The sequence below is a fragment of the Evansella cellulosilytica DSM 2522 genome (genome assembly GCF_000177235.2).
In the GTDB taxonomy this organism is placed as follows: Bacteria; Bacillota; Bacilli; order Bacillales; family Salisediminibacteriaceae; genus Evansella; species Evansella cellulosilytica.
Genome location: NC_014829.1, coordinates 582,979 through 603,476, shown reverse-complemented (window position 1 = coordinate 603,476; position 20,498 = coordinate 582,979). Strand labels below are relative to the sequence as shown.

Sequence of the window (20,498 nt, the reverse complement as noted above, 5' to 3'; positions counted from 1 at the left end):
GGCAGCATTTCCACCGCCTATTTTTATTTTCTTTTATATTAGTAAATCTAATAACGAGCTTCGGGAAGCTCGTTTTTAGTCTTTTCTTAAATGCGGTGTAGAAATGATGACACATGTCTTTAATGTAGTAGTGAGTGTTCTTCTCACTACTACGCGTGGCAGCATTTCCACCGCCTATTTTTATTTTAATAGGAGGACCCCACTGTTCTCTTTATTAAGCTCTATACTCTTCAAGACTGCCTTTCGTTTGTATTCGATAAACACGATATAAAAATAAAGCAATAAGTGATAACACTATTCCTGAAATGTATGGCATTCCAACTGATAGAGAAAACAAAATTCCACCAAGTGGCGGTCCAATAATTCTCCCGAGCGAATCGAAAGAGGATAAAAGTCCTGTTACACTTCCGTACCCTGAGGTAGACCTTTTTGTTAACAAGGAAGAAACACTCGGTCTTATTAATCCGTTTCCAATTCCAAATATAGATAAAAATATTGCCGCTGTCATAAAGTTATCAACGAGTAAAATTAGTGCAAAACCGATTGCAGAAATCACAATACCAATTTGTATAACGATTCCCTCGCCAAATCTTTTGGTTAGTCTTCCGACAAGTCCACCTTGAACAAGTGCTCCTGCAAAGCCCATAATCATGAAAATATATCCTAATTCAACTGTTCCTAGGCCAGCTCTTTCAGCCGCGAAATAAGCAAATGTAGCTTCTAAACCAGCCAATGATAGTGAAATGAATAATTGCATAAAGTACAATATTGATACTGGACCTTTTAATGATTGGAACACTGATTTTTTTTCTTTTGCAGCATTGCCACCAGCAGGTAGCGACTCTTTTAATACAAATAAAACAAAGAGAAAAGTAACGAGTGACGATAATCCCGCAATATAAAATGGCATATTTAAGCTTTGCTCTGAAAATATACCGCCAATAGCTGGGCCAAAAATAAAACCTAGTCCTACCGCAGCTCCGACAATCCCCATTCCTTTACCACGATCTTCGTCTGATGTGATATCAGCAACATAAGCCATTACTGTTGGCATATTTGCAGAGGATAAAAAGCCTCCAATGATTCGTGCAGCAAAGAGCATCCATAGCTCTGTTGCCGAAGCCATAAAAAAGAAAGAAAAGGCTAACCCTAATATTCCGACCATCATTACAGGCTTTCTTCCTATTTTATCGGATACTCTCCCCCAAAATGGTGCGAAGACAAGCTGCATAAAGGAATAAGAAGCCATTAACAATCCTAATTGTGTTGGTGATGCCCCGAGTTCTTCTGCATAAAAAGGGAGGACGGGAATGATGATACCAAAACCGACCATAACAAAAAACATAACTGCAAACAGAATCGGTAGCGCTTTTTTATTTTCCAATGTGATCTACTCTCCAATATCGTTTTATAAACGATGAAATATGATTATATTATAACTTTAATACAGTAATTATAATAATAAGCATATCAATTTTAACTAAACATGCAATAGCAATACAAATATAATCTCTTATAGTTTCCTATCCATTGAGAAACTATACTAAATTACTACTAAGGAGTAACTAAAATAAACCTGATTTCCTAACTTTAGATTCTTTTAAAGTCATCACCCTCGCTACTTAGATCTACTTCCTCCATCTCTTACTGTTAGATAAACGCTCCTCATTATTCTCTTTCATTAACCTCTTATTAGCTACCTTTATTAATACCATCCCTATAACTGCACCACCAACCCACCAACTCACTGCAATATCCCACTGAAAAATACTACTCTCGAGGGGTTGTCCTAATACTAATCCTAGTAAGAAACCGACTACAACGATAGTTACTCCTACTATCAATAAATAGTTGTTGTTAATTGTGCTTTTAATGCCTTCTCACCACCTTACTCTCGTAGATTTGTTCCAAACTCAACTGATCATCACTGTGAGAAGCAATTTCCACTACTTTTAAAAGTATATTTTCTTCCATGATAGAATCTAAGTAAAGCACACTTGAATGATTACCTTCATGTAATTCGTTTACTTCCTTAGACCGCAGCTCATAATAAGACATTGCGAGTCGTAATATTTCTTTTATTTGTTCCATATCACTAGAATTAAACGTTTCCCTATCCTTTGTCACATTAATTACAAATTCATTTATTGATAGTTTCCCACTCATTCAACGGCCCTCACTTTATTTCCACACGTTCTTGTATTTCTTTTTATATTTTTCATCGTTTTCACTCTCTATTAGCTTTAACGCTGCCTCTTTTACTGCTGCCTCTTTTGTGTTATCAAATATATTTTTTAGTCCCTGTATAATATCAAAACGCATAAGCTTATTATTTCTCTCATCTTCACATGTGTAAAAACGTTCTATAAAATGATTCAAAACAAGTTCTCGTTGTTCATTCCCTGCTAAAGCAACTTTCCAAACCGATTGTAAACTATGTCTAGCAGTAACAAATTTCTCATCGTATGTCACCTTCCACAAGATAGGGAAATCTCCAAGAACTCTTTTCTCTGGATCACTCCATGATGCTAAGGCCGCTAAAAACTGGGCAGCTCTCGATCTCTCATGATTGTTCCCTGACTCCACCTCTTCCTTTAAACGATCCCATACTTCATACGACCAATCTACTTCCCCCTCCATAGCCTTTAAAAGGTATTGGAATGCTTCAAATTGTTCCTGTTTGTCATGTGCATGTAGTTTTTCAAAATACTCAACTATTCCATTATCCATTATGAACCAGCTCCTGTTTATTATCCTCTCCATAGTGTACACGTTTGATATCGAAAAACGAATCACTAGCGTCTTTTTTCGACACATTTCTGTCATATTTAAGTCACCATTAAGTCACAATATGATGGCGAAGGTCACAACCTCTCCTATAATTATTTAGAAATTATGTGACATCGGTTATCTTAATGAAGGAGTTATTCTTTATATAAGTAAATTCAATATGTTCTATATATAGAAGGGAGAGCTATGTATGGTAAGTGTGAAGACGAATGATCGAATTTTAGATAAGGAATGGATACAACTTATGAAAGAGGCAAAACAAATGGGCTTGTCTCCCAGTGATATTAAACAATTTCTCAATAAAAAAAAATGCTAGGTTATATATCACACTTAACCTAGCTTCACAGTTTTGACGTATTCAACTAATTCCTTTCGTTTTGATACACCTATTTTTTTGTATATGGAGGAAGTATAATTTTTTATCGTCCCAATTGAAAGATAAAGTTCTCTTGCTATTTCACTGTTCTTTTTTCCATCCATGATTTTTGCTAATATTTCTTTCTCACGTTCATAGAGAGATATTGGTAGCTTATTAATAACTTCATGCCAATCTTTATGTTGAGGCTTATTTTGCTTTTTCCAAGCCCCTATAAGCTTTGTTGAGTAGCATTCTGGAATGATCATTTGTCCAGCTACTGATTCTTTCATCGCATGAATAATTTTATCCGTTGGCCAATCTTTTAATAGTACTCCATTAGCACCTAAACTTAAGCAATCAATAACAACATCATCATTGATCATCGATGATATCATTAAAACCTTTGTTTCAGGATGTTTTATTTTTATATCTGCTAATGCTTCCAATCCATTTTTATTTGGCATATACATATCCAATAAAACAACGTCTGGATGAAGTTGAGTAACTAGCTCTACTACCTCTACTCCATTTTGGGCAGTACCTACAACCTCTATACTATCTGTTGTGGACAACAACACTTTAAATCCATCCCGGACGATAGGATGATCATCAGCTATGACAACCTTCAACTTATCCGACATAAGTATTGCCTTCTTTCTGTAAAGTATTAGGTTGATTTATATTTTCCCTATATTGTATAGGCAATGTTATTTTTAAGGTGCAACCACCTTTATCATTCTTTAAAGTTTCTACCATCCCACCTACTAGCTGAAAACGTTGCTGCATTGCTTTTAATCCAAATCCATAGGTGCTATTATTTTTAAACTTACCATTGTCTTCTAATGTAATTTGAAGAGTATCTCCTTTATTTAGCAAACGATAGTGAAAATGTGTACTTCCTCCATGTCTTATTCCATTTGTCACGCCTTCTTGAAGAGCACGGTAAATAGCTAACTGCTGCGCTGGCCCTAAATCTGGAAGCGATTCGGTGATTTCATAATCTATAGTAATATTCGAGTGGTCTTCTGTTTGGTCTATGAGCTTTATTAGACTTTTCTTCATATCTATGAAATTTGGATTTTCACTAACGGTATGTACAATTGAACGAACATCTTCTAAGCTTCGTTTTATTTGAAACTTAGCCTTTTCAAGCATCTCCAAGCCTTCAGTATTTTTTCCATTTTGAATAATATGTTTTGATGTTTCCACCCCTATGTAGGCAGTCGTTAACGTGTGGCCAACAGTATCATGTATTTCTTTAGAAAGCCTTAATCTCTCTTGTAGCAATGTTTTTTCCTCCAACTCCTCTGCTGCTTGACGCAGCTCTTCATTTAATAGCTCCATCTCTCGTTTCTGGTCAACTGCATAGCTAGCAATATAACTAAATGCCCAAAATAATACATATTCTAGAAATCTCGGAACGACATGGCTAATTTCATGAAATGGTGGGAATTGAAAGTGTAAAGCAACAGCAGTAACATACGCAACATAAGAAATGACCATGAAAAGAATACTATTAGCTCTACTTGAGCGATAGGAAACTTCAACAATTAATATAAAGAAGTATGTCTGCGCCAGAAACCATCCATCAACAGCTTGAACAGTGAATGCAATACATAATTGCGTCATAATTAAGATAATAGATAACGGATTTTTAATAGGAAGACGATATTTTAAATATCTAAAATATTGTATTAGTGCATAAGAGTAAATCAGTATAGTTAGTAAGATTGTATTATTTGGATTATCGTTAATGAGAATAAACCAAGTACCAAAGATTACAAAAAACAGTATGCTGTTAATGAGCCTCGATTGTCGATCGGTCATCTGCTCCCATATCCTCCTTTAATAATACTGGAAATTTTTAATATATAGTTAATTATAAAGAACGATAAGGTAGTTGTATATAAAATGGGAATAATTCTATTCTCCTACTTCTTCATACCTCTATTTACGTTTTCAACAATAAAAAGCGATGGCAAATAAACTGTCTTGAAAAATACACCCCTTCCCTTTCAAGTCACCATTGCGCATCGCCTTTATAAAATTTACTTCTTATTCATCACAAACTTTGCAAGCGTTCTTGTCATAACGCCAGTTGGGCCTTTAGGACCGAGTTCATGCTCTGAAGATGCCATTGCTGTTCCAGCAATATCTATGTGGACCCATGGCGTGCTCCCGGCAAATTCACCAACAAAAACGCCAGCCATAATTGCGTGGCCTGCTCTACCAGGACTATTATTCAAGTCGGCTATATGACTAGTGCGCACTTGTTTTTTATATAAATCGAAATAAGGTAATTGCCACATGAGTTCACCTGTTTCATTTGCTGCTCTCTGAACATCTGCTAGAAGCCCTTCATTATTCGTCATTACACCTGTCACTTCATTTCCTAGGGCAACAACAACACCACCAGTTAACGTAGCGATATCAATTATCTCAGATGCTCCTTCTTTCTTTGCATAAGTAATAGCATCAGCTAATACGAGACGTCCTTCTTCGTCGGTGTTTCTAACTTCTATCGTTTTCCCACTCATAGAAAAGATGACATCGTCAGGCTTAAATGCCGATCCACTAATCATGTTATCTGTCGCTGGAATAACAGCCATTACATTCGCATTCGGTTTCAACTTGCCAATTACGTCCACCGCACCTAATGTAGATGCCGCTCCTCCCATGTCCATCTTCATTCCAATAATTCCGTCTTTCCCTTTCAACGAATAACCACCTGTATCAAAAGTGATTCCTTTCCCAATAATTGCAACAGGGTCTTCCCACGTTTCCTTCCCTTGGTAGCGTATTACAATGAACTTTTGTCGTTCAGTCGATCCTTGATTGACAGCGAGCAAAGCTCCCATTTGCAGTTGTTCCATATCTTCTTTTTCTAATATATCTATCTCTAGCTTATGTTTTTCAGCAAGTGACTTCGCATAATCTGCTAAATGTGTTGCATTCATTAAATTTCCTGGTGCGTTCACTAGATTGCGTGCAACATTAGCTCCCTCTCCTAATGCAAAACCTACTTTTAAAGCATCTACCACTTCTTTTTCACGATGATTTCGCTCTGCAATAATGGTAAACTCCTTAAGCTTTGTTGTTTCTAATTTTTTGGTATGGTATGTATTTAACTGAAATGGTGCTAGCGCTTGGGCTTCTCCAATCGCCTCAAATGCATCGGTATCACTCATAGGTAATTGAACTAAGCTATCTAGCGCTAATGCTATATTTGACACTTTATCTTTTGCCAGTTGTTTGAATGCTTTAGAAAACGCCTTTCTAATCCCATCTTTTGTTATATCTGCCTTATATCCTAATCCAACAAAATAAATACGACGAGCTTTCGCTTTATTAAAAGGATGTAATTTACATACATGCCCCGCTTCAGGCGATAGCTCTCCTAATTCTATGAGATTGCTTAGTTCGTTAGAAAATGCTTCTTCAAATGGATGGAAGGACGAACTCTCTTCCTGAAAAACTCCGTATAGTATTGCTTCCGTCTCATAGTTTAATATATTTTCTTGTATAAATTGATACATGTCCTCAACCTCCTGCTGTCCATTATACAGAAAAAATGAATGAAGAATCGTAATTTTGTTGTTCACTTAATAAACTAATTCTGTATAAAAAAACGTGCTCTTTTTATTAGCACGTCATTTCAATCCTTTTTACTTCAGAATTTGTAATTTTGCCTGTTGTACACCATTCTCTTAAACGAGTACAAGTCGTACACAATAAAACCTAATTGTTTAGTTGTTGAAGATTTAACTAAATCACACTTAATCGGTATTCTCTCTTACTTGATATTCGAGAAACTCCTCTGTAGAACCATTAGCTTCTTCAATAATCCAGCGCACTCTTTTAGCAATTGAGGGGTGTGTTTGAAATGATTCGTCCAGTTTATTCATATTTGTCACCATATCATTTAGCTTTGCAAGCTTCATTAATCCAGAAGCATAATCCCTATAATCAATCCCTACAGATAGAACATATTTATCAGCTTCCCTCTCTTGTATCCTAGAAACAAATAAAAAGACAATTCCTAAATATCCAACAACAAATATCAAAATAATTCCTATTCCTAGCCAATAAGGTAGCTCGCCGTAGCTTGTTTCAAACATATCAAGCCCTTTCCCTAATCCATACGTTAAGATAGGGAAAAAAGCGAGCAATATCACTCTTTTCCAAATATGATTATGCTTTAAATGTCCAACTTCGTGTGCTAAAATGGCTTCAATTTCTTTACGGGACATGTTTTCCAATAGATAATCAGATAATAGTACTTGTTTTCTTTTTGAGACACCCGTTACTACTGCATTAGCAACCTTCTTTTTCTTCGTTGGCCATAAATATAACTTTACATCTTCCATATATATCTGCTTTAGAAATTGTAATAGATCATCCTTTAGCTCTGATGATGGCATATCATAAGCCTTTAACATTCTTCTTAATAATAGAGCAGAGAAAAAAGGCACGGAAATTAGAAATGCAAGAAGAATGAGGACATAGCCGATATCTCCTAACAAGCCGTCTGGTATTATACTTAAGATTCCTATAAAAAAAGTGATCGGTGCGAAAATAAGTAAAAGACCAGCAATAGTAGACTTTAATTCATCCTTTACAGTTTCCTCTGTCCCGCGAATTTTCTGTGTCGTTTTCGATAGTATGAGCTGATTTATTGTAAGAACCATACCAAGAAATATAAACGTGCACACTAGACTTACTATACTATGTAGCTTTGAATCTCCAAATGGTGCTTCAAGTAAAAACATAAATAGTAGAACGGTAAAAAAACTTGATACAGCAATAAAAATCAAGTAAACGTATTGCGTCAATAACCGCATTCTATTCAATGTTAATTCCCTTGATTGTGTTTTCTTGTAATATTTTTCAATGCGATTCTTTATTCCAATTATGTATAGAACGTTTACTGCTCCAATAATAAAAACAAGAGCACCTGCTTCCAGTATAGATAATCCATCAATCCAGCTCAGCAAATAACAAACCTCCACTCCATATATTCTCTTATCATAATTAAACAATAATAATGTATCCTCTTCAACAATACTCAATGAAAAAACTCATACGAATTACTTATTTTTCCAAATATTTGGATTGAAAAAGTTTTTATTGACATACTAAAACAGATTTTACATATAAACCCATTTATTCTATAGGTAGGTAATTGTATATGACTAGTATTTCCCATGCAAAAATAAGTATTTTTGGTATTACTCAGCTCCAACGACATGATCCATTAATGGTAGCTTGGTTCTCCGCTTTATTTCCGGGCTTTGGCCATTATTTACTAAACCGCTACTTTCGGGCCACCTTATTAACTTTATTTGAATTTACCATTAATACACTAGCACATATAAATGAAGCGATGGTTTATTCATTTACTGGTCAGTTTGAGCTTGCAACCTCCGTCCTTGAACCGAGATGGGCATTTGGTTATCTCATTATTTACTTAATTACTATTTGGGATAGCTATCGTTCTGCAATTAGTCAAAATAAAATGGCTGAACTGGCCGAATTTGAGAATAACCCCATACATAGAGTAGAAATTTTAGCATCTGATATTCAACACCTAGAAAGGAAAAAACCAATGGTTGCTGCATTTTATTCTTTTTTCTTTCCTGGTTTAGGGCAGATTTATAACCATAGGTTTTGTCTCGGGTTTTATGCCATGCTCTGGTGGTGGTTTTACTTAACAATAACCGGACTTCATGAATCACTTTTATATTTGATGCTTGGTGATTTTCAAGCATCGCATGCACTTCTTCACCCTCAATGGTTATTGTTTATGCCCTCCGTCATGGGCGGAGCAACAGTTGAGGCGTATGTAACCGCTATAGAGCACAATAAGCTTTATCGCCTCTCTCAACGTCAACATTTATGTAACCGTTATGGAAATACGAAACTTAAAATAATCAATCAAGAAGGTGTAATGAAATGATTATTGTAGGTACATTTGAACAATCTATAGAACTAGAGCAAACTATTTCAGTTTTGGAAAAAAGGGTCGTTGCAAGGGAGAAAATACTTGTTGTTTTTATGGATCAAAAACCGTTAATCAATGAGTTTACAGGACGAACTAGAAACATACATTCAAATGCATTTGAAGTTGGGATGGCTACAGGAACGGGAACAGCAGTGATTGGAGCCAGTATTGGATTTGTTTTAAAGTGGGGGCCTATCATTTGGGGACTTATTACTGTCGTTATTGGTTTTATTTTGGGCTACGTTATTTACTTTTTGTTAAAAAGAAAGTTTTATCAAACAAGAAGAATATTAAAAATTCCTGAGGCAACCGTTATTATTGATTGTGAAGAACATCAAGAAAAGCTTATTAAGGACATTTTATGGAAGGGGCAAGCGCTAACGGTAGGGAAAAATGGGTCCTAGATGAAAGGTATTTTAAAAAGGGTGATCAGAAGATTTTCCACTTATTGAGTCACCCTTATCACTTATTCAACAATCACCTTTTTTCTTTCCAAACTCTTCGATAATTGTTGAGTAGATGTCACGTAATTATTCATTTCAGTTTATTCTTTTACATGATTCTCGTTCGATAAGTGTGGCATGTATCTTTTCAACAATACCAACTTTCTTATTGTTTTCTACCGAATCAATTAAAAGGGTTGTTGCCCTTTTGGCAATGTCAGCAAACGATATGTCGACGGTTGTTAGTGGCGGCGTTAAATACGAAGATATAAATGAGTTATCAAACCCTATTATAGAGATATCCTCAGGAATCTTTAGCCCTATCTCTGCGATTGCTTTATAGGCACCAATTGCCATCGTGTCGTTACTAACAAAAATTGCCGTAGGTTTGCTATGTGCACGAAGGATGTGATTTACCCCATCGTACCCACTATTTTCAGTGAAATCTCCATGGTAAAAATGATCGCAATTAAGTACTAACCCATGTCGGCTTAATGTCTCTTTAAATCCGTCCAGCCTCTCCTGAGCCGATAATTTATTTAAGTTCCCCGTTATAATACCAATGTTTTTATGCCCTAATTCAACAAGGTAATTTATTGCTTTCACACTACCTTCAAAGTTATCTGGGTTGATATAGATTGCATCGTGCTTCTTACTATAAATTTCATTCGTGTCAATCAAAGCAATTTTGTGATTTTGCTTTATAAGCTTAAAAATAAGCTCATTTTCAGCTTCCTGTGTCCCAACAAAAATTGCTCCTTCTATCATTTTTTGATTAAATATACTTTCGACTTTCTTCAAGTCTTCCTTTGAATAAGCAATCGATATTAATGCATAATAGTCCATCTTATTTGCTTGATCACTCACCGCGTTAATAACTGGTGAAAAAAATGGGTTGTTGTATATTAATGTATCATCGGTTGTTTTAACATGGTGTGTCACACCGTCATCTTTAACATCTAACACAATGATAGCAATCATCTTATTTGTAGCTCCAGCTAATTTTCTTGCTGAAGCATTCGGTGCATAATTATATTCTTCTATCGCCTTTAAAACTTTATCTCTAGTTGCCTGAGGTATATCCGGATAATTATTTATTACCCTTGTTATTGTACTTCTAGATACTCCAATAAGCTTTGCTAGATCCTCACTACGCATCGTTTTCTTCACCTAATTCTTCATTATTTATTCTATTGTAACAGAAAAAGTAAAAAATTTACTATTTTTTAATGATGTATATTTATTAGAAAAAAACTGTTACATACATTATTTTGGTAGTCTATACGTCATTAAGTAAAAGCCAATAATCTATTCTTAAAGACCTCGTTGTATAAATCACACTCTTACATAGGTAAGAAACATTCATGCAGGCAAAATACATGGTCATTGATTCCAATCCATATTGTCAAAACTATTTCTTCTAATATGAAATATCCTAATCCTCTCCAAACCTGTTCACGAAGTAAGCTAATAAAATTTCGATAATATAAAAATATTCACTGTAGTATAGTGGCAATAATTTAAAAACATCACACGTTAGTGACATGTGATGTGATTAAAATGATAAGTATGTTAAGAAGAAGCCGGTTAGCTATTTATTTGCTAACCGACTAATACATTCATTAGGAATAGTTTTGGTAGACCAAAGCTATTGCTATTATCCTAGCTGCTTTCTTCTTATGAAGAAGGAAACACCACCGATTACGAGTAATAACATACCAACTAATAGATAGTTATATGCATTTGTTGCCGTGCTTGGTAGAGCATCTCCATCTTTTGAACCTTCCTTAGAAGTTTCTTCTGAATCACCATCTTCATCTGATTCATCTTTACTATCATCATCTGATTCCGGTGTTTCTGGTGTTTCTGGTGTTTCTGGTGTTTCTGGTGTTTCTGGCGTTTCTGGTGTTTCTGGTTCTACTATTATAGGGTCATGAGATAATTCTTCAAGTGGTGTAAACCTTACCCAATCGTATTCTGCCACTAATGGAATATCAGCGTCATCGAATACACCAGTCCATCCATCTACTCCTATACCAGGCCACAAGTTCATCATAATTTTTTGTGGCGTTTGTGGAATATTCTCAGTAGCTGTATAAACAGCTTCACCATTTACAAACCAAGTAATGGAGTCTTCTCTCCATTCAAATGCATATGTGTTAAATGACTCAGATGCATCAAAACCTAAATCATGATAATACTCATTACCACCAACACCATCAGTAAAGTAGTTAAATTGAATTCTCGTTGTATCTTTACCTAAAAACTCGATATCAATTTCATCCCAAGGATCACCATCCCAATCCCACTCACCAGTGTAAGTAAAGAATGATGACACTGTTCCTTCTGACGCCACAGGCTTCATACTTACTTCGTACAGACCAAAATGATAAAAATCATTTGTACGAAGTTCACCAGACTTGTAAGGTATACCTGTTTCTGAAGCGTTTTCGTCATGGTCAAGAGTTAATTGCATTTTCCCATCATTGAAAGTGACTTGTTCTGGATACCACGTTGTATTAAACATATCTCCATTTGTCCAAACACCTGCCATCGACCATCGGTCTTCATCATGGGAAGCAAAATCCTCAAAAAACTCTTCTCCCATTGGTCTTTCTTCAGGAGCATCAGGGTCTTCTGTTCCTGGATCCTCTGTTCCTGGGTCTTCTGTTCCTGGATCCTCAACCTCACCGTCAACCTTCCTTACTGATACATTGTCAATAAATACATCATGTGCTTCTGATGGTATTAAACCTTCAGCATCTTTCCCTAAAGGAAAACCAAATTTAGATACTGGATCAGAATCTTCATTCATTGTAAAGCTATAAGTGAATGTTTGTAACGTATCCGTTAAAGATGCAGTTTCTTCAAAATATACTGTCCAATCATCATCGCCATGGTGTTCACCATTACGTTGAATTTGTACGTGTAATGGTCGATCAACAGTTGATTTTGCATCAAATGAAACTTCATAAGTAACATCTTGTTCGATATTGACTCCCTCTTGGAATAATTGAATATTCCAATCAGCAGTTCCAATATTAGTGATAGCAGCTTTCGCCATTCCATCTTCTACAGAAAAAGTTGCTTGACCAGGATTAAACGCTTCTGCTCTCCAACTAGCTAGCCCGTCGAAGATACCATTCTTAAGAAGGTTTCCTACTTCAATATCTAATGGCAGTTTCTTCAAAAACACATTATCAATGTATACATTGTTGTTATTACCGCCTAAATTAAATTGAAGCTCTGAATTATTATCTGTTTCTGAATCAACAGAAAATTCTATAGTATGTTTTTCAGTACTCGTAGTTAAACTTATTGTTTCTTCATAAACAACTTCAGAGTTTAAATTTGTTAAAGCTACTTGAATATCTCTTTCAGCTTCTGCACTTGCATCAAAAGTTAATTCATATTCTCTACCATTTTCTAATGTGAAACCACTTTGAGATAACTGTACAGAATCTACATTGTTACCACCATTACTAATTAATGCATCAAATCTTCGCTCATTTATTGCACTTCCAATATAATGAGTTGCTTCAGCAGTTTCATCTGTATTGAATTCCCAGAATCCCATTCTGCCTTCACCTTGATCAAAAGTACCATTAAAAATGTAGTTTCCAGTTGGTAGTGGACCTCTAATCATATCAGCAGGGTCTGGATCAGCAATTTTTTCTAATCTAACATCTTTAAGTGAAACATTGCTGTTGTTTAACCCCATATTGAACTCGTATCTAGCTTTAACATCAGTTAAATTTTCCATCTTAAATTCAAATTCATAATCTTCCCAAGAAGTAGAAAGAGTGATTGGATCTTTTCCAGCATAATCGGCCCAACCAGCATCTCCATCTCCACCTATTTTTACTTTTAATGGCCTTTCATTCTCAGCTTTCGCACTAAAGGACGCTCTATACGTAGCTCCTTCAATAAGATGTATTGGCGCTTGAAGCACCTGAATGCCGTGTTCAACATCCCCGCCAGAATCAATTTGTATATCTAACGCACCATCATTCACCTGAAGACTAGCATTACCGCCTCCAGCCTTTAAAAATGTCCAATAATCAGTATAAGGGACACCTTCTATTCCCTCTACTTCAGGGTCATTACTGTCAAAGCTACCATTATATACATAGTTACCATCTTCTAGAGGTGCTCTTCCTTCACGTTCCTCAGCACTTTCTGGTTTTTCATGTACTGGGTACTCATCTTTTTCGTAAAATCTCACATAATCAACTTTCATTTGTTGTGGAAATACAGTTGTTTCATCAGGATTTCCAGGCCATCCACCACCAACAGAAATATTCAGAATTAACATGAACGGTTGATCGAATGGTGCAGGATAAGTATAAGCATCTGCATTATCAGGATGTTTAGTGAACCAATCATTTGCAGTATGGAAGTGAATATCATTTACATACCATCTAATTTCTCCAGGTTCCCATTCTATACTAAACACATGATAGTCATCAGCAAAAGTTGTTCCATCTTCTAAAATAAATGTTCCCTGTCTTTCTTGATGCGGTCTACCAAAGTGGATAGCTCCATGGACTGTATCAGGCTCATGTCCTAACAATTCCATAATATCTATTTCTCCACTTACTGGCCACGTTCCATAAAATGGTTCATCATTTGGCATCATCCAAATCGCTGGCCACATGCCTTGTCCTTCTGGTAATTTCGCTTTTACATCTACTCTTCCATAAGTCAAAGTTTGTTTATCTTTAGTCCAAAGCTTAGAAGAAGAATAGTTATATACTTGACCATCTGGCTCTGTAATATCTTCTTTATCGGCCCAAATAATTAAATTTCCATCTTCAACCTTAGCATTATTCTCTGTGTATGATTGTATTTCACCGTTCCATCTACCATTTGTAGGCTCATCGAAGCTCCAGTTATCCATATTTATTTCGTCGCCATCAAATTCATCGGCAAAAGTTAACTCCCAACCATCATCTTCTGGATTTGGGCTTCTGTCACCCTTTGTCTCTACTACGTCCTCTACTTCTTCCGTACCTACTGCTTTAACATTTTGAGGACTCAGTCCAGGAGCAAATACGCTAAAAAGTAATGTAAAAACGGAAAAAAGTACAATAACCTTATTTCTTACCATCCTTCTACCTCCTATAACATTTAGTTTTTTTACTACTAACACATAACTAACACGCGTTAGCAAAAGTGAAAAAAATAAATGCATCCCGTAAATCTTCGATGCACATATTAAAGAGTTTAAGTTTGCTAGAAATATTACGATGCAAACGAAAACGCTTTCAGAGTTTATTATAATATTAATTTTGCTATATTTCAATCATTTTCAGGTAATAATATCTAGATTTATTAAATTTGTTTAATATTGTTCACAATTAAAACGGATTTTAATAGATTGTATTTATTCTTCCAGCAAATAGAATAACATCAAATTCTTCATCGTGAATAAAGATATAAAACGGACGATTGATGACCATTTCTGGTATTTTAGTTACTATGCTAGATTCTGCCACCGCTTCTATTGCTGTGACTGCTGCTGCCTCACTCCCTTTTTCATCAACCTCAACAAATGTGTTGTGTAAAACACGACTAATAACAAACCTTGGGTCATCCGTTATTCTAGAAAAATCAGATTGTGCTTTGTTAAAGGCCTTTTCAATACCTAAATTTTTTAAATAATTCGACATCTCGTTCTCGTATTCTAAAGTGAACTTAGGCATCTTTATATCTATCATTTCCTCATCAAAGGAATGATTGATTTTTTTCCATTTACTTTCATTGATTTCAAATTTATCAATATGTTTAGGGAGGACAATCGTCATGAAAGCATTGCTATTTGCGTAAGGAAGCCTCACTGCTTGCAATTCTCTCGTTTCTGTATAACTATATTTGGCACTTTGCCACATGAAATCTATCGTACTTTCCGTGTTATCAACGTTATAAAATGTACCTTTTTTCGTCATCTCTTCGTTGAAAGGCAACTCCCAATTACCCTTTAAATATATCGCATTGATTAAATACATGACTACCTCAGGATGCATGTCATTAACGGAATCAAATATTTTCTCAATGTTGCCATTTGTGTTTTCACTTGCCCATTCGTTAATGTCATCGACCGTTTGCTGAGTCAGTAAGGGCTGTTCACGAACCTCAGAAAAGAGCATTTCTTTATTTTCGGTAATAAATGGCTCTTTCGCTTCAAATTTGTCATCACTCCAAATAGAGTTTGCGATTGACATGAGGAAGTCTTCATTATGATTCTCTAAATACATGATAAGTTGTTTATAATATTCATTTCGTACTTCATCACTTAGTTCATTTAAATGTAGCGTCTGTAATATTTCCTCCTTTGTCTCTCCTTCGGCTCCATTAACAACCATTGCTAATGCGATAGAAATACTCATAGGAGATATAAACATATTCTCATTTTCTTTAAGATCGTTTTCTAGTTCTGATATTAAGTCAAAAGCAAATTTTTGCTGTCCATCAGAAATATCGCTCTTTCGTTCTGGAGTTGTCCTAAAGTTACTCTTATCTTCATTTGAGCCACAGCCAACTAAGAGTATGACGACATAAATTAACATTATAGTTATTGTTATTATTTTTTTCATATGGCCCTCCAATTTAACGTTTTATTACTTTGACGATATAAAAAATAGTACGTTACGAATTTGAAAAATAAAAATATTGAGATTTTAGAAAAATAAGATTATGTTTGTTGCATATAAGGACATCCTCATTTCCCCCACGTTTATCACTTTTTTCCATCCCACAAGAAAGGAAGAATCCTCTATCGACATTTTAACGCATTCTCTTGCCTACCTATATGCTCTTACGTGGGTTCTGGTTTTCATCAACCCCCCTTTTGTTTCAGCACTCGACCATCAGAACATACAAAAGACCTGCCTCCCTATATGAAAGCATCAGGGCAAGCAGGTCCAAAAAGCTAATAAATCGAGGGCACTGAAAAAGTGGCGTTCTTTCACTTTTTCAGTGCCCCTAAGCAATGTGCGAAGTTGTTGGAATCGTTTAAAAGCCTGCTAGGAGTGGGTTTATCCTATCAGGCGCGCAACGAACGTAGCCATTGCAATAAAAATAAAAGGCACTGAAAAAGTTGCTCTGTACTATTTCAGCGCCCTCAACATTCTATTTATTTTGTTCTTTTGGGTTCAAAAGCACTATTTTGCCATCTTCGAGTACAACCTCGAGTTTGTTGGAGTCACCAATTTCGATTGAATCGAGATACTCCCTAGGTACTTGTATGCGGCCTGCTCGATCGAGAACAGCATATTCAACATGCGTATCCTCCTCTTCTTCGCCAAATAGCCCACCATCTTTCAATGTACCATCTTCATTCAGCGCGTCTTGATAGACAGATTTACGAAGTATTTCACTCGATGTTTTCCCGTCACGGATGTTGACAACACGATCCATTTTCCTTGATAATTGCATATCGTGGGTCACGATGACAATCGTAACACCTAACTCCCTATTGAGATTGCGAAATACATCTAAAATAATATCAGCGGTTTTTGTATCGACACTACCTGTAGGCTCATCTGCTAACAAAAGACTCGGGTTGTTAGCTAACGAAATCGCGATTGCAACACGCTGCTGTTCTCCACCAGAAAGCATATCTAGCTTGCTATTTATTCTGTGCCCTAAACCAACCATTTCGAGCAACTCTTTCGCTCGCTGTTTTTTATATCGCCCTTTCAGAAGCATTGGTAGTTCTACATTTTCAACTGCCGTCAAATATGGAATTAAGTTTCGAGCGTTATTTTGCCATATGAAACCTACTGTATCTCGCTTGTATTTAACCTGTTCCTTATCGGAAATGCGTAGTAAGTCTTTTCCGTTAACAAAAAGCTTACCAGCAGTCGGGCGATCTAAAGCACCTAACATGTTTAGTAGTGTTGATTTACCACTACCACTATTCCCGATAATGCCCATCATTTCCCCCTCTTGTACTTCCAGATCTAAGCCTTGAAGAGCCATGACTTCGTGCTCATCATCAATTTTATAAATTTTTACTAAGTTTTCACATGAAATCATCATTAATCTTCACCCAACTTTATCGCTTGATGAACCTTTATTTTTCTTAATAAGGCAACTAAAATAGATAACCCAACGATAAACATAAAGCCGACAAAAGCATAGATCTTCATTTCATCGCTAGAATCAAATACTACTCGAAACGGTGGTGCTAGCGTATGACTATCAAAGGAATATTGTAACAGCGGAACAAAGAGCTGACTTGTAATCCCACCAATGATAATACCTAAGAAGCATGCTACACCAGATGTCATCACTTGTTCCCATATAATGATTCCGATCAGGTCTCGCATCGGTATACCCATAGCACGGTATATACCGTATTGCATCGTTCGAGATTTAATCGTAACAATCCAATACAGTAGAAAACCGATAAAGGTAATAACAATTGAAATAATAAAGCCTAGCGATAACGTTCCGTTTAGTCCTAATAAGAACCCACTATTTTTTAATTCTACTATTTGAGGCTGTACATCATGCATTCTGAACACTCGTAAACGTTCGTCTCTTATGTTTTGATAAAGATCACTTCGCGATGTATTTTCATCGACACTTAACCATACATGATATGGCTCTAACGCCATGACGTTTTGTACATATGGAAGGTTTGCGACGACTAACGCTGGTGTGTTATCACCGCCTTGTGCATTTGGATTAAATGACGGCCAATAATCTATTATTCCATAAACAACAAATTGTCCAGTATCTGATTCGCTCCAACTAAGCGTAATATAGTCCCCTTCTTGCACACCTAACGATCTGGCTACTGAACTCGAGATGAGAACGGAACTAGGCTCAGCAGATAATAGATTTAAATATTCATACCAATGATGAGGCAATATATTACCTTTAAACCATGCTGTTTCGCCAAACTGCTTCGGCTCAATCCCCATAAGCTGAACAGATGGCATTCTTTGTCCATTCCCTTCCGCTCTTACATCTTCCTTTTGAAAAACACGCGTCGCTTGCTCAACACCAATTAGATTTTCAAATGGCTCAAAAGGCGGTTCCGTATACATTACTTCTCTAACTCCCGTTGTTCCCTCTCTCTCAAATCCTTCCTCTTCTTCATCATTAGATTCCGAAACTGGAGCTCGTGCATTCACATTCATTGGATCTGGATCTCGAACTTCATAATCCCATAACACTTCTAGTGCAACATCTGCCCCTGTCTCATAAAGGATTTGTTCCTCAAGATTTGTGTTAATCGTCCTTGCCGCACTAGCACTAAATACCCCTATCGCAATCGTCATAATTAAAAACATCATAAAAAACTGATATTGCTTTGAGGAACGACTTACCTGTAAAAATGTAGAGTACAAGGAAATCGACCATATTTTTTCACCAAGCTTGTATATTGCTTTTAAAATAAGCGGATAAATTCTTAACAATAGAAGCCCAAAGCCTATGATAAATATTGCTGGTAAAAAGAATAAGGTTGGATCAATATATATTTCTCCACTTGATCCTGAAACGGCTTGACCTCTTTGGAATGTATAGAGACCATAAATAGAAACTCCAATTAAACTAAGATCGATAAAAATGGAGTACCATTTATATTGATTCACTGATGCTGCCAAATTTTGCTTATGATTAACGATACTTTTCTTTGATGCAACGAATACTGGAATCATTACCATCATGATCGATGCTAATATGGCGTAAAAGCCATACAAGAATGATTCAGGCAACACTTGTGTCGGTAGTGCTGTACGTTGGACAAATTCTAAAAATCCGTTAGTGGCACCTAGAATATTTGCATATAATAATCCTAAATAAGGACCTACAAAAAAAGCAATTGTTCCAAGAATCGTTATTTCAATAAAGTAGATAAAAAGAATTTGTATTCTTTTAGCCCCACGACTAGCAAATACTGCAATTTCATTTAGTTGCCGGTTAATAATTAACCGAGATACCATAAATAAATAAATGGCTAGCATAATTAACACTGGCGCTATGAGTGACCAAAGTACCGTCTCTAACTGGGCGCTTTGAGTATTGTATGTTTTTAAAATTTCCTCTACTTCAAAATCTATGAGCAAAATCGTATCCATCATTCTGTTAACTTCTCTTTTTACTATTGGGTCTAGAGAAAGCAACGTAGGAATATGCTCACTTTGAATAGCTGTATAATCAAAAGCCGATACAAATCTAACTGTTTCTACTAGCTCACGATTATGTACTATTTCTTCACGATATACATCCTCTAAAATGATAAAATCACTGTTGTACCTCTCAGCCGACACAATCCAATAAGGATCACGAGGAGAATCGGCAGTAAACGTTCCTACAGGTTTTATCTTAAAGGCATCTTCTCCTTCTCCTATAGTAAACGTATTTCCTAGTACCATCTGACGAGTTGTTAATGCTCTTTCTGGTACAATGGCTTCAATAACACCATCTTCCATCCTATTGCTCGGTAGCGTACCATCAGTAATCGTTATATGGTCTTCTATATCTGTCAGCGCAATTACTCTTCCACTCGTTAAAATTTCCTCTTCCGTATCACCAGCAAGTATAACCCTTAAGCGAGATGTACTTAAAATAGTGACATCTCTTGCAGTAGGTATGTTCGTACTTTCAATTAATGACTCTTGCAAGACTTCCATTTCTTCAAGCATTTCGGTTCTATCAATACTTTCATCTCTAGCAAGATTAATAGAATAAGAGAAAGTACTTGGGAATGTTTCTTCTTTTTCATAGAACTCTTCAAATCCACTTACTAGCATTTTATCCATTACAGCAGTTGTATACGTTGGGATACTAGATACAAGAGACACGGTAATAAGTAAACCGAGGAATAAGCTAAAAGTGAGCCAGCGATTGTTAAGCATTTTTCTAGCGATAATTTTAAAAATAGTCATGC

General features: G+C 35.9%; 15 protein-coding genes. 3 read left to right on the top strand and 12 right to left on the bottom strand.

Annotated features, from left to right (window positions below; genetic code table 11):
- Nucleotides 1-214 precede the first annotated feature (214 nt).
- The 3 genes from BCELL_RS02835 to BCELL_RS02820 form a co-directional block, all read right to left on the bottom strand.
- Complete coding sequence (locus BCELL_RS02835) at nucleotides 215-1,384, bottom strand: tetracycline resistance MFS efflux pump (protein WP_013487158.1); 1,170 nt, start codon at nucleotides 1,382-1,384, stop codon at nucleotides 215-217.
- A gap of 485 nt (nucleotides 1,385-1,869) precedes the next feature.
- A complete protein-coding gene (locus BCELL_RS02825) occupies nucleotides 1,870-2,166 on the bottom strand; it encodes a DUF6407 family protein (protein ID WP_013487157.1) in 297 nt (98 codons plus the stop codon).
- A 15-nt stretch (nucleotides 2,167-2,181) separates the two neighbouring features.
- The gene (locus BCELL_RS02820) at nucleotides 2,182-2,730 is read right to left on the bottom strand and encodes a hypothetical protein (RefSeq protein ID WP_013487156.1); all 549 of its coding nucleotides are present in this window, start codon (nucleotides 2,728-2,730) and stop codon (nucleotides 2,182-2,184) included.
- Nucleotides 2,731-2,980: 250 nt separating this feature from the next.
- Between BCELL_RS02820 and BCELL_RS23150 the strand changes: the two genes are divergently transcribed.
- Nucleotides 2,981-3,106: an anti-repressor SinI family protein gene (locus BCELL_RS23150; protein ID WP_013487155.1), complete on the top strand. Its 126-nt coding sequence runs from the start codon at nucleotides 2,981-2,983 to the stop codon at nucleotides 3,104-3,106.
- A 14-nt stretch (nucleotides 3,107-3,120) separates the two neighbouring features.
- Here the strand turns inward: BCELL_RS23150 and BCELL_RS02810 are convergent, their stop codons facing one another.
- From BCELL_RS02810 to BCELL_RS02795, 4 genes are all read right to left on the bottom strand, one after another.
- The gene (locus BCELL_RS02810) at nucleotides 3,121-3,789 is read right to left on the bottom strand and encodes a response regulator (protein WP_013487154.1); all 669 of its coding nucleotides are present in this window, start codon (nucleotides 3,787-3,789) and stop codon (nucleotides 3,121-3,123) included.
- Nucleotides 3,779-4,975, bottom strand: a complete 1,197-nt coding sequence (locus BCELL_RS02805; RefSeq protein ID WP_013487153.1) for a sensor histidine kinase — start codon at nucleotides 4,973-4,975, stop codon at nucleotides 3,779-3,781. The genes BCELL_RS02810 and BCELL_RS02805 overlap by 11 nt, the downstream gene beginning before the upstream one ends.
- A 221-nt stretch (nucleotides 4,976-5,196) precedes the next feature.
- Complete coding sequence (locus tag BCELL_RS02800; RefSeq protein ID WP_013487152.1) at nucleotides 5,197-6,684, bottom strand: leucyl aminopeptidase; 1,488 nt, start codon at nucleotides 6,682-6,684, stop codon at nucleotides 5,197-5,199.
- 240 nt (nucleotides 6,685-6,924) lie between these two features.
- A complete protein-coding gene (locus BCELL_RS02795) occupies nucleotides 6,925-8,217 on the bottom strand; it encodes a M48 family metallopeptidase (protein ID WP_013487151.1) in 1,293 nt (430 codons plus the stop codon).
- A gap of 119 nt (nucleotides 8,218-8,336) precedes the next feature.
- Between BCELL_RS02795 and BCELL_RS02790 the strand changes: the two genes are divergently transcribed.
- Together BCELL_RS02790 and BCELL_RS02785 are read left to right on the top strand one after the other, a co-directional pair.
- Nucleotides 8,337-9,104 (top strand): hypothetical protein, encoded by a 768-nt coding sequence (locus BCELL_RS02790; protein ID WP_013487150.1) that lies wholly within the window; start codon nucleotides 8,337-8,339, stop codon nucleotides 9,102-9,104.
- Complete coding sequence (locus BCELL_RS02785; RefSeq protein ID WP_013487149.1) at nucleotides 9,101-9,553, top strand: Z-ring associated ZapG family protein; 453 nt, start codon at nucleotides 9,101-9,103, stop codon at nucleotides 9,551-9,553. Before BCELL_RS02790 ends, BCELL_RS02785 begins: the two co-directional genes overlap by 4 nt.
- A 135-nt stretch (nucleotides 9,554-9,688) precedes the next feature.
- Here the strand turns inward: BCELL_RS02785 and BCELL_RS02780 are convergent, their stop codons facing one another.
- The 5 genes from BCELL_RS02780 to BCELL_RS02760 form a co-directional block, all read right to left on the bottom strand.
- A complete protein-coding gene (locus tag BCELL_RS02780) occupies nucleotides 9,689-10,750 on the bottom strand; it encodes a LacI family DNA-binding transcriptional regulator (protein ID WP_013487148.1) in 1,062 nt (353 codons plus the stop codon).
- Between the two features lie 499 nt (nucleotides 10,751-11,249).
- Nucleotides 11,250-14,702: a beta-glucanase gene (gene bglS / locus BCELL_RS23145; RefSeq protein ID WP_013487147.1), complete on the bottom strand. Its 3,453-nt coding sequence runs from the start codon at nucleotides 14,700-14,702 to the stop codon at nucleotides 11,250-11,252.
- Between the two features lie 262 nt (nucleotides 14,703-14,964).
- Nucleotides 14,965-16,188: a serpin family protein gene (locus BCELL_RS02770; protein WP_013487146.1), complete on the bottom strand. Its 1,224-nt coding sequence runs from the start codon at nucleotides 16,186-16,188 to the stop codon at nucleotides 14,965-14,967.
- Between the two features lie 535 nt (nucleotides 16,189-16,723).
- On the bottom strand, nucleotides 16,724-17,632 hold the full coding sequence (locus BCELL_RS02765) for an ABC transporter ATP-binding protein (RefSeq protein ID WP_041808561.1): 909 nt from the start codon (nucleotides 17,630-17,632) through the stop codon (nucleotides 16,724-16,726).
- 2 nt (nucleotides 17,633-17,634) lie between these two features.
- Nucleotides 17,635-20,496 (bottom strand): FtsX-like permease family protein, encoded by a 2,862-nt coding sequence (locus tag BCELL_RS02760; RefSeq protein ID WP_013487144.1) that lies wholly within the window; start codon nucleotides 20,494-20,496, stop codon nucleotides 17,635-17,637.
- Between the last annotated feature and the right edge of the window lie 2 nt (nucleotides 20,497-20,498).

What these genes read in the sequence shown, in the direction of transcription:
- BCELL_RS02825 (WP_013487157.1), bottom strand. Translation starts at nt 2,166, where the DNA reads ATGAGTGGGAAACTATCAATAAATGAATTTGTAATTAATGTGACAAAG.
- BCELL_RS02820 (WP_013487156.1), bottom strand. Translation starts at nt 2,730, where the DNA reads ATGGATAATGGAATAGTTGAGTATTTTGAAAAACTACATGCACATGAC.
- BCELL_RS23150 (WP_013487155.1), top strand. Translation starts at nt 2,981, where the DNA reads ATGGTAAGTGTGAAGACGAATGATCGAATTTTAGATAAGGAATGGATA.
- BCELL_RS02810 (WP_013487154.1), bottom strand. Translation starts at nt 3,789, where the DNA reads ATGTCGGATAAGTTGAAGGTTGTCATAGCTGATGATCATCCTATCGTC.
- BCELL_RS02805 (WP_013487153.1), bottom strand. Translation starts at nt 4,975, where the DNA reads ATGACCGATCGACAATCGAGGCTCATTAACAGCATACTGTTTTTTGTA.
- BCELL_RS02800 (WP_013487152.1), bottom strand. Translation starts at nt 6,684, where the DNA reads ATGTATCAATTTATACAAGAAAATATATTAAACTATGAGACGGAAGCA.
- BCELL_RS02790 (WP_013487150.1), top strand. Translation starts at nt 8,337, where the DNA reads ATGACTAGTATTTCCCATGCAAAAATAAGTATTTTTGGTATTACTCAG.
- BCELL_RS02785 (WP_013487149.1), top strand. Translation starts at nt 9,101, where the DNA reads ATGATTATTGTAGGTACATTTGAACAATCTATAGAACTAGAGCAAACT.
- BCELL_RS02780 (WP_013487148.1), bottom strand. Translation starts at nt 10,750, where the DNA reads ATGCGTAGTGAGGATCTAGCAAAGCTTATTGGAGTATCTAGAAGTACA.
- bglS (WP_013487147.1), bottom strand. Translation starts at nt 14,702, where the DNA reads ATGGTAAGAAATAAGGTTATTGTACTTTTTTCCGTTTTTACATTACTT.
- BCELL_RS02770 (WP_013487146.1), bottom strand. Translation starts at nt 16,188, where the DNA reads ATGAAAAAAATAATAACAATAACTATAATGTTAATTTATGTCGTCATA.
- BCELL_RS02765 (WP_041808561.1), bottom strand. Translation starts at nt 17,632, where the DNA reads ATGATTTCATGTGAAAACTTAGTAAAAATTTATAAAATTGATGATGAG.
- BCELL_RS02760 (WP_013487144.1), bottom strand. Translation starts at nt 20,496, where the DNA reads ATGACTATTTTTAAAATTATCGCTAGAAAAATGCTTAACAATCGCTGG.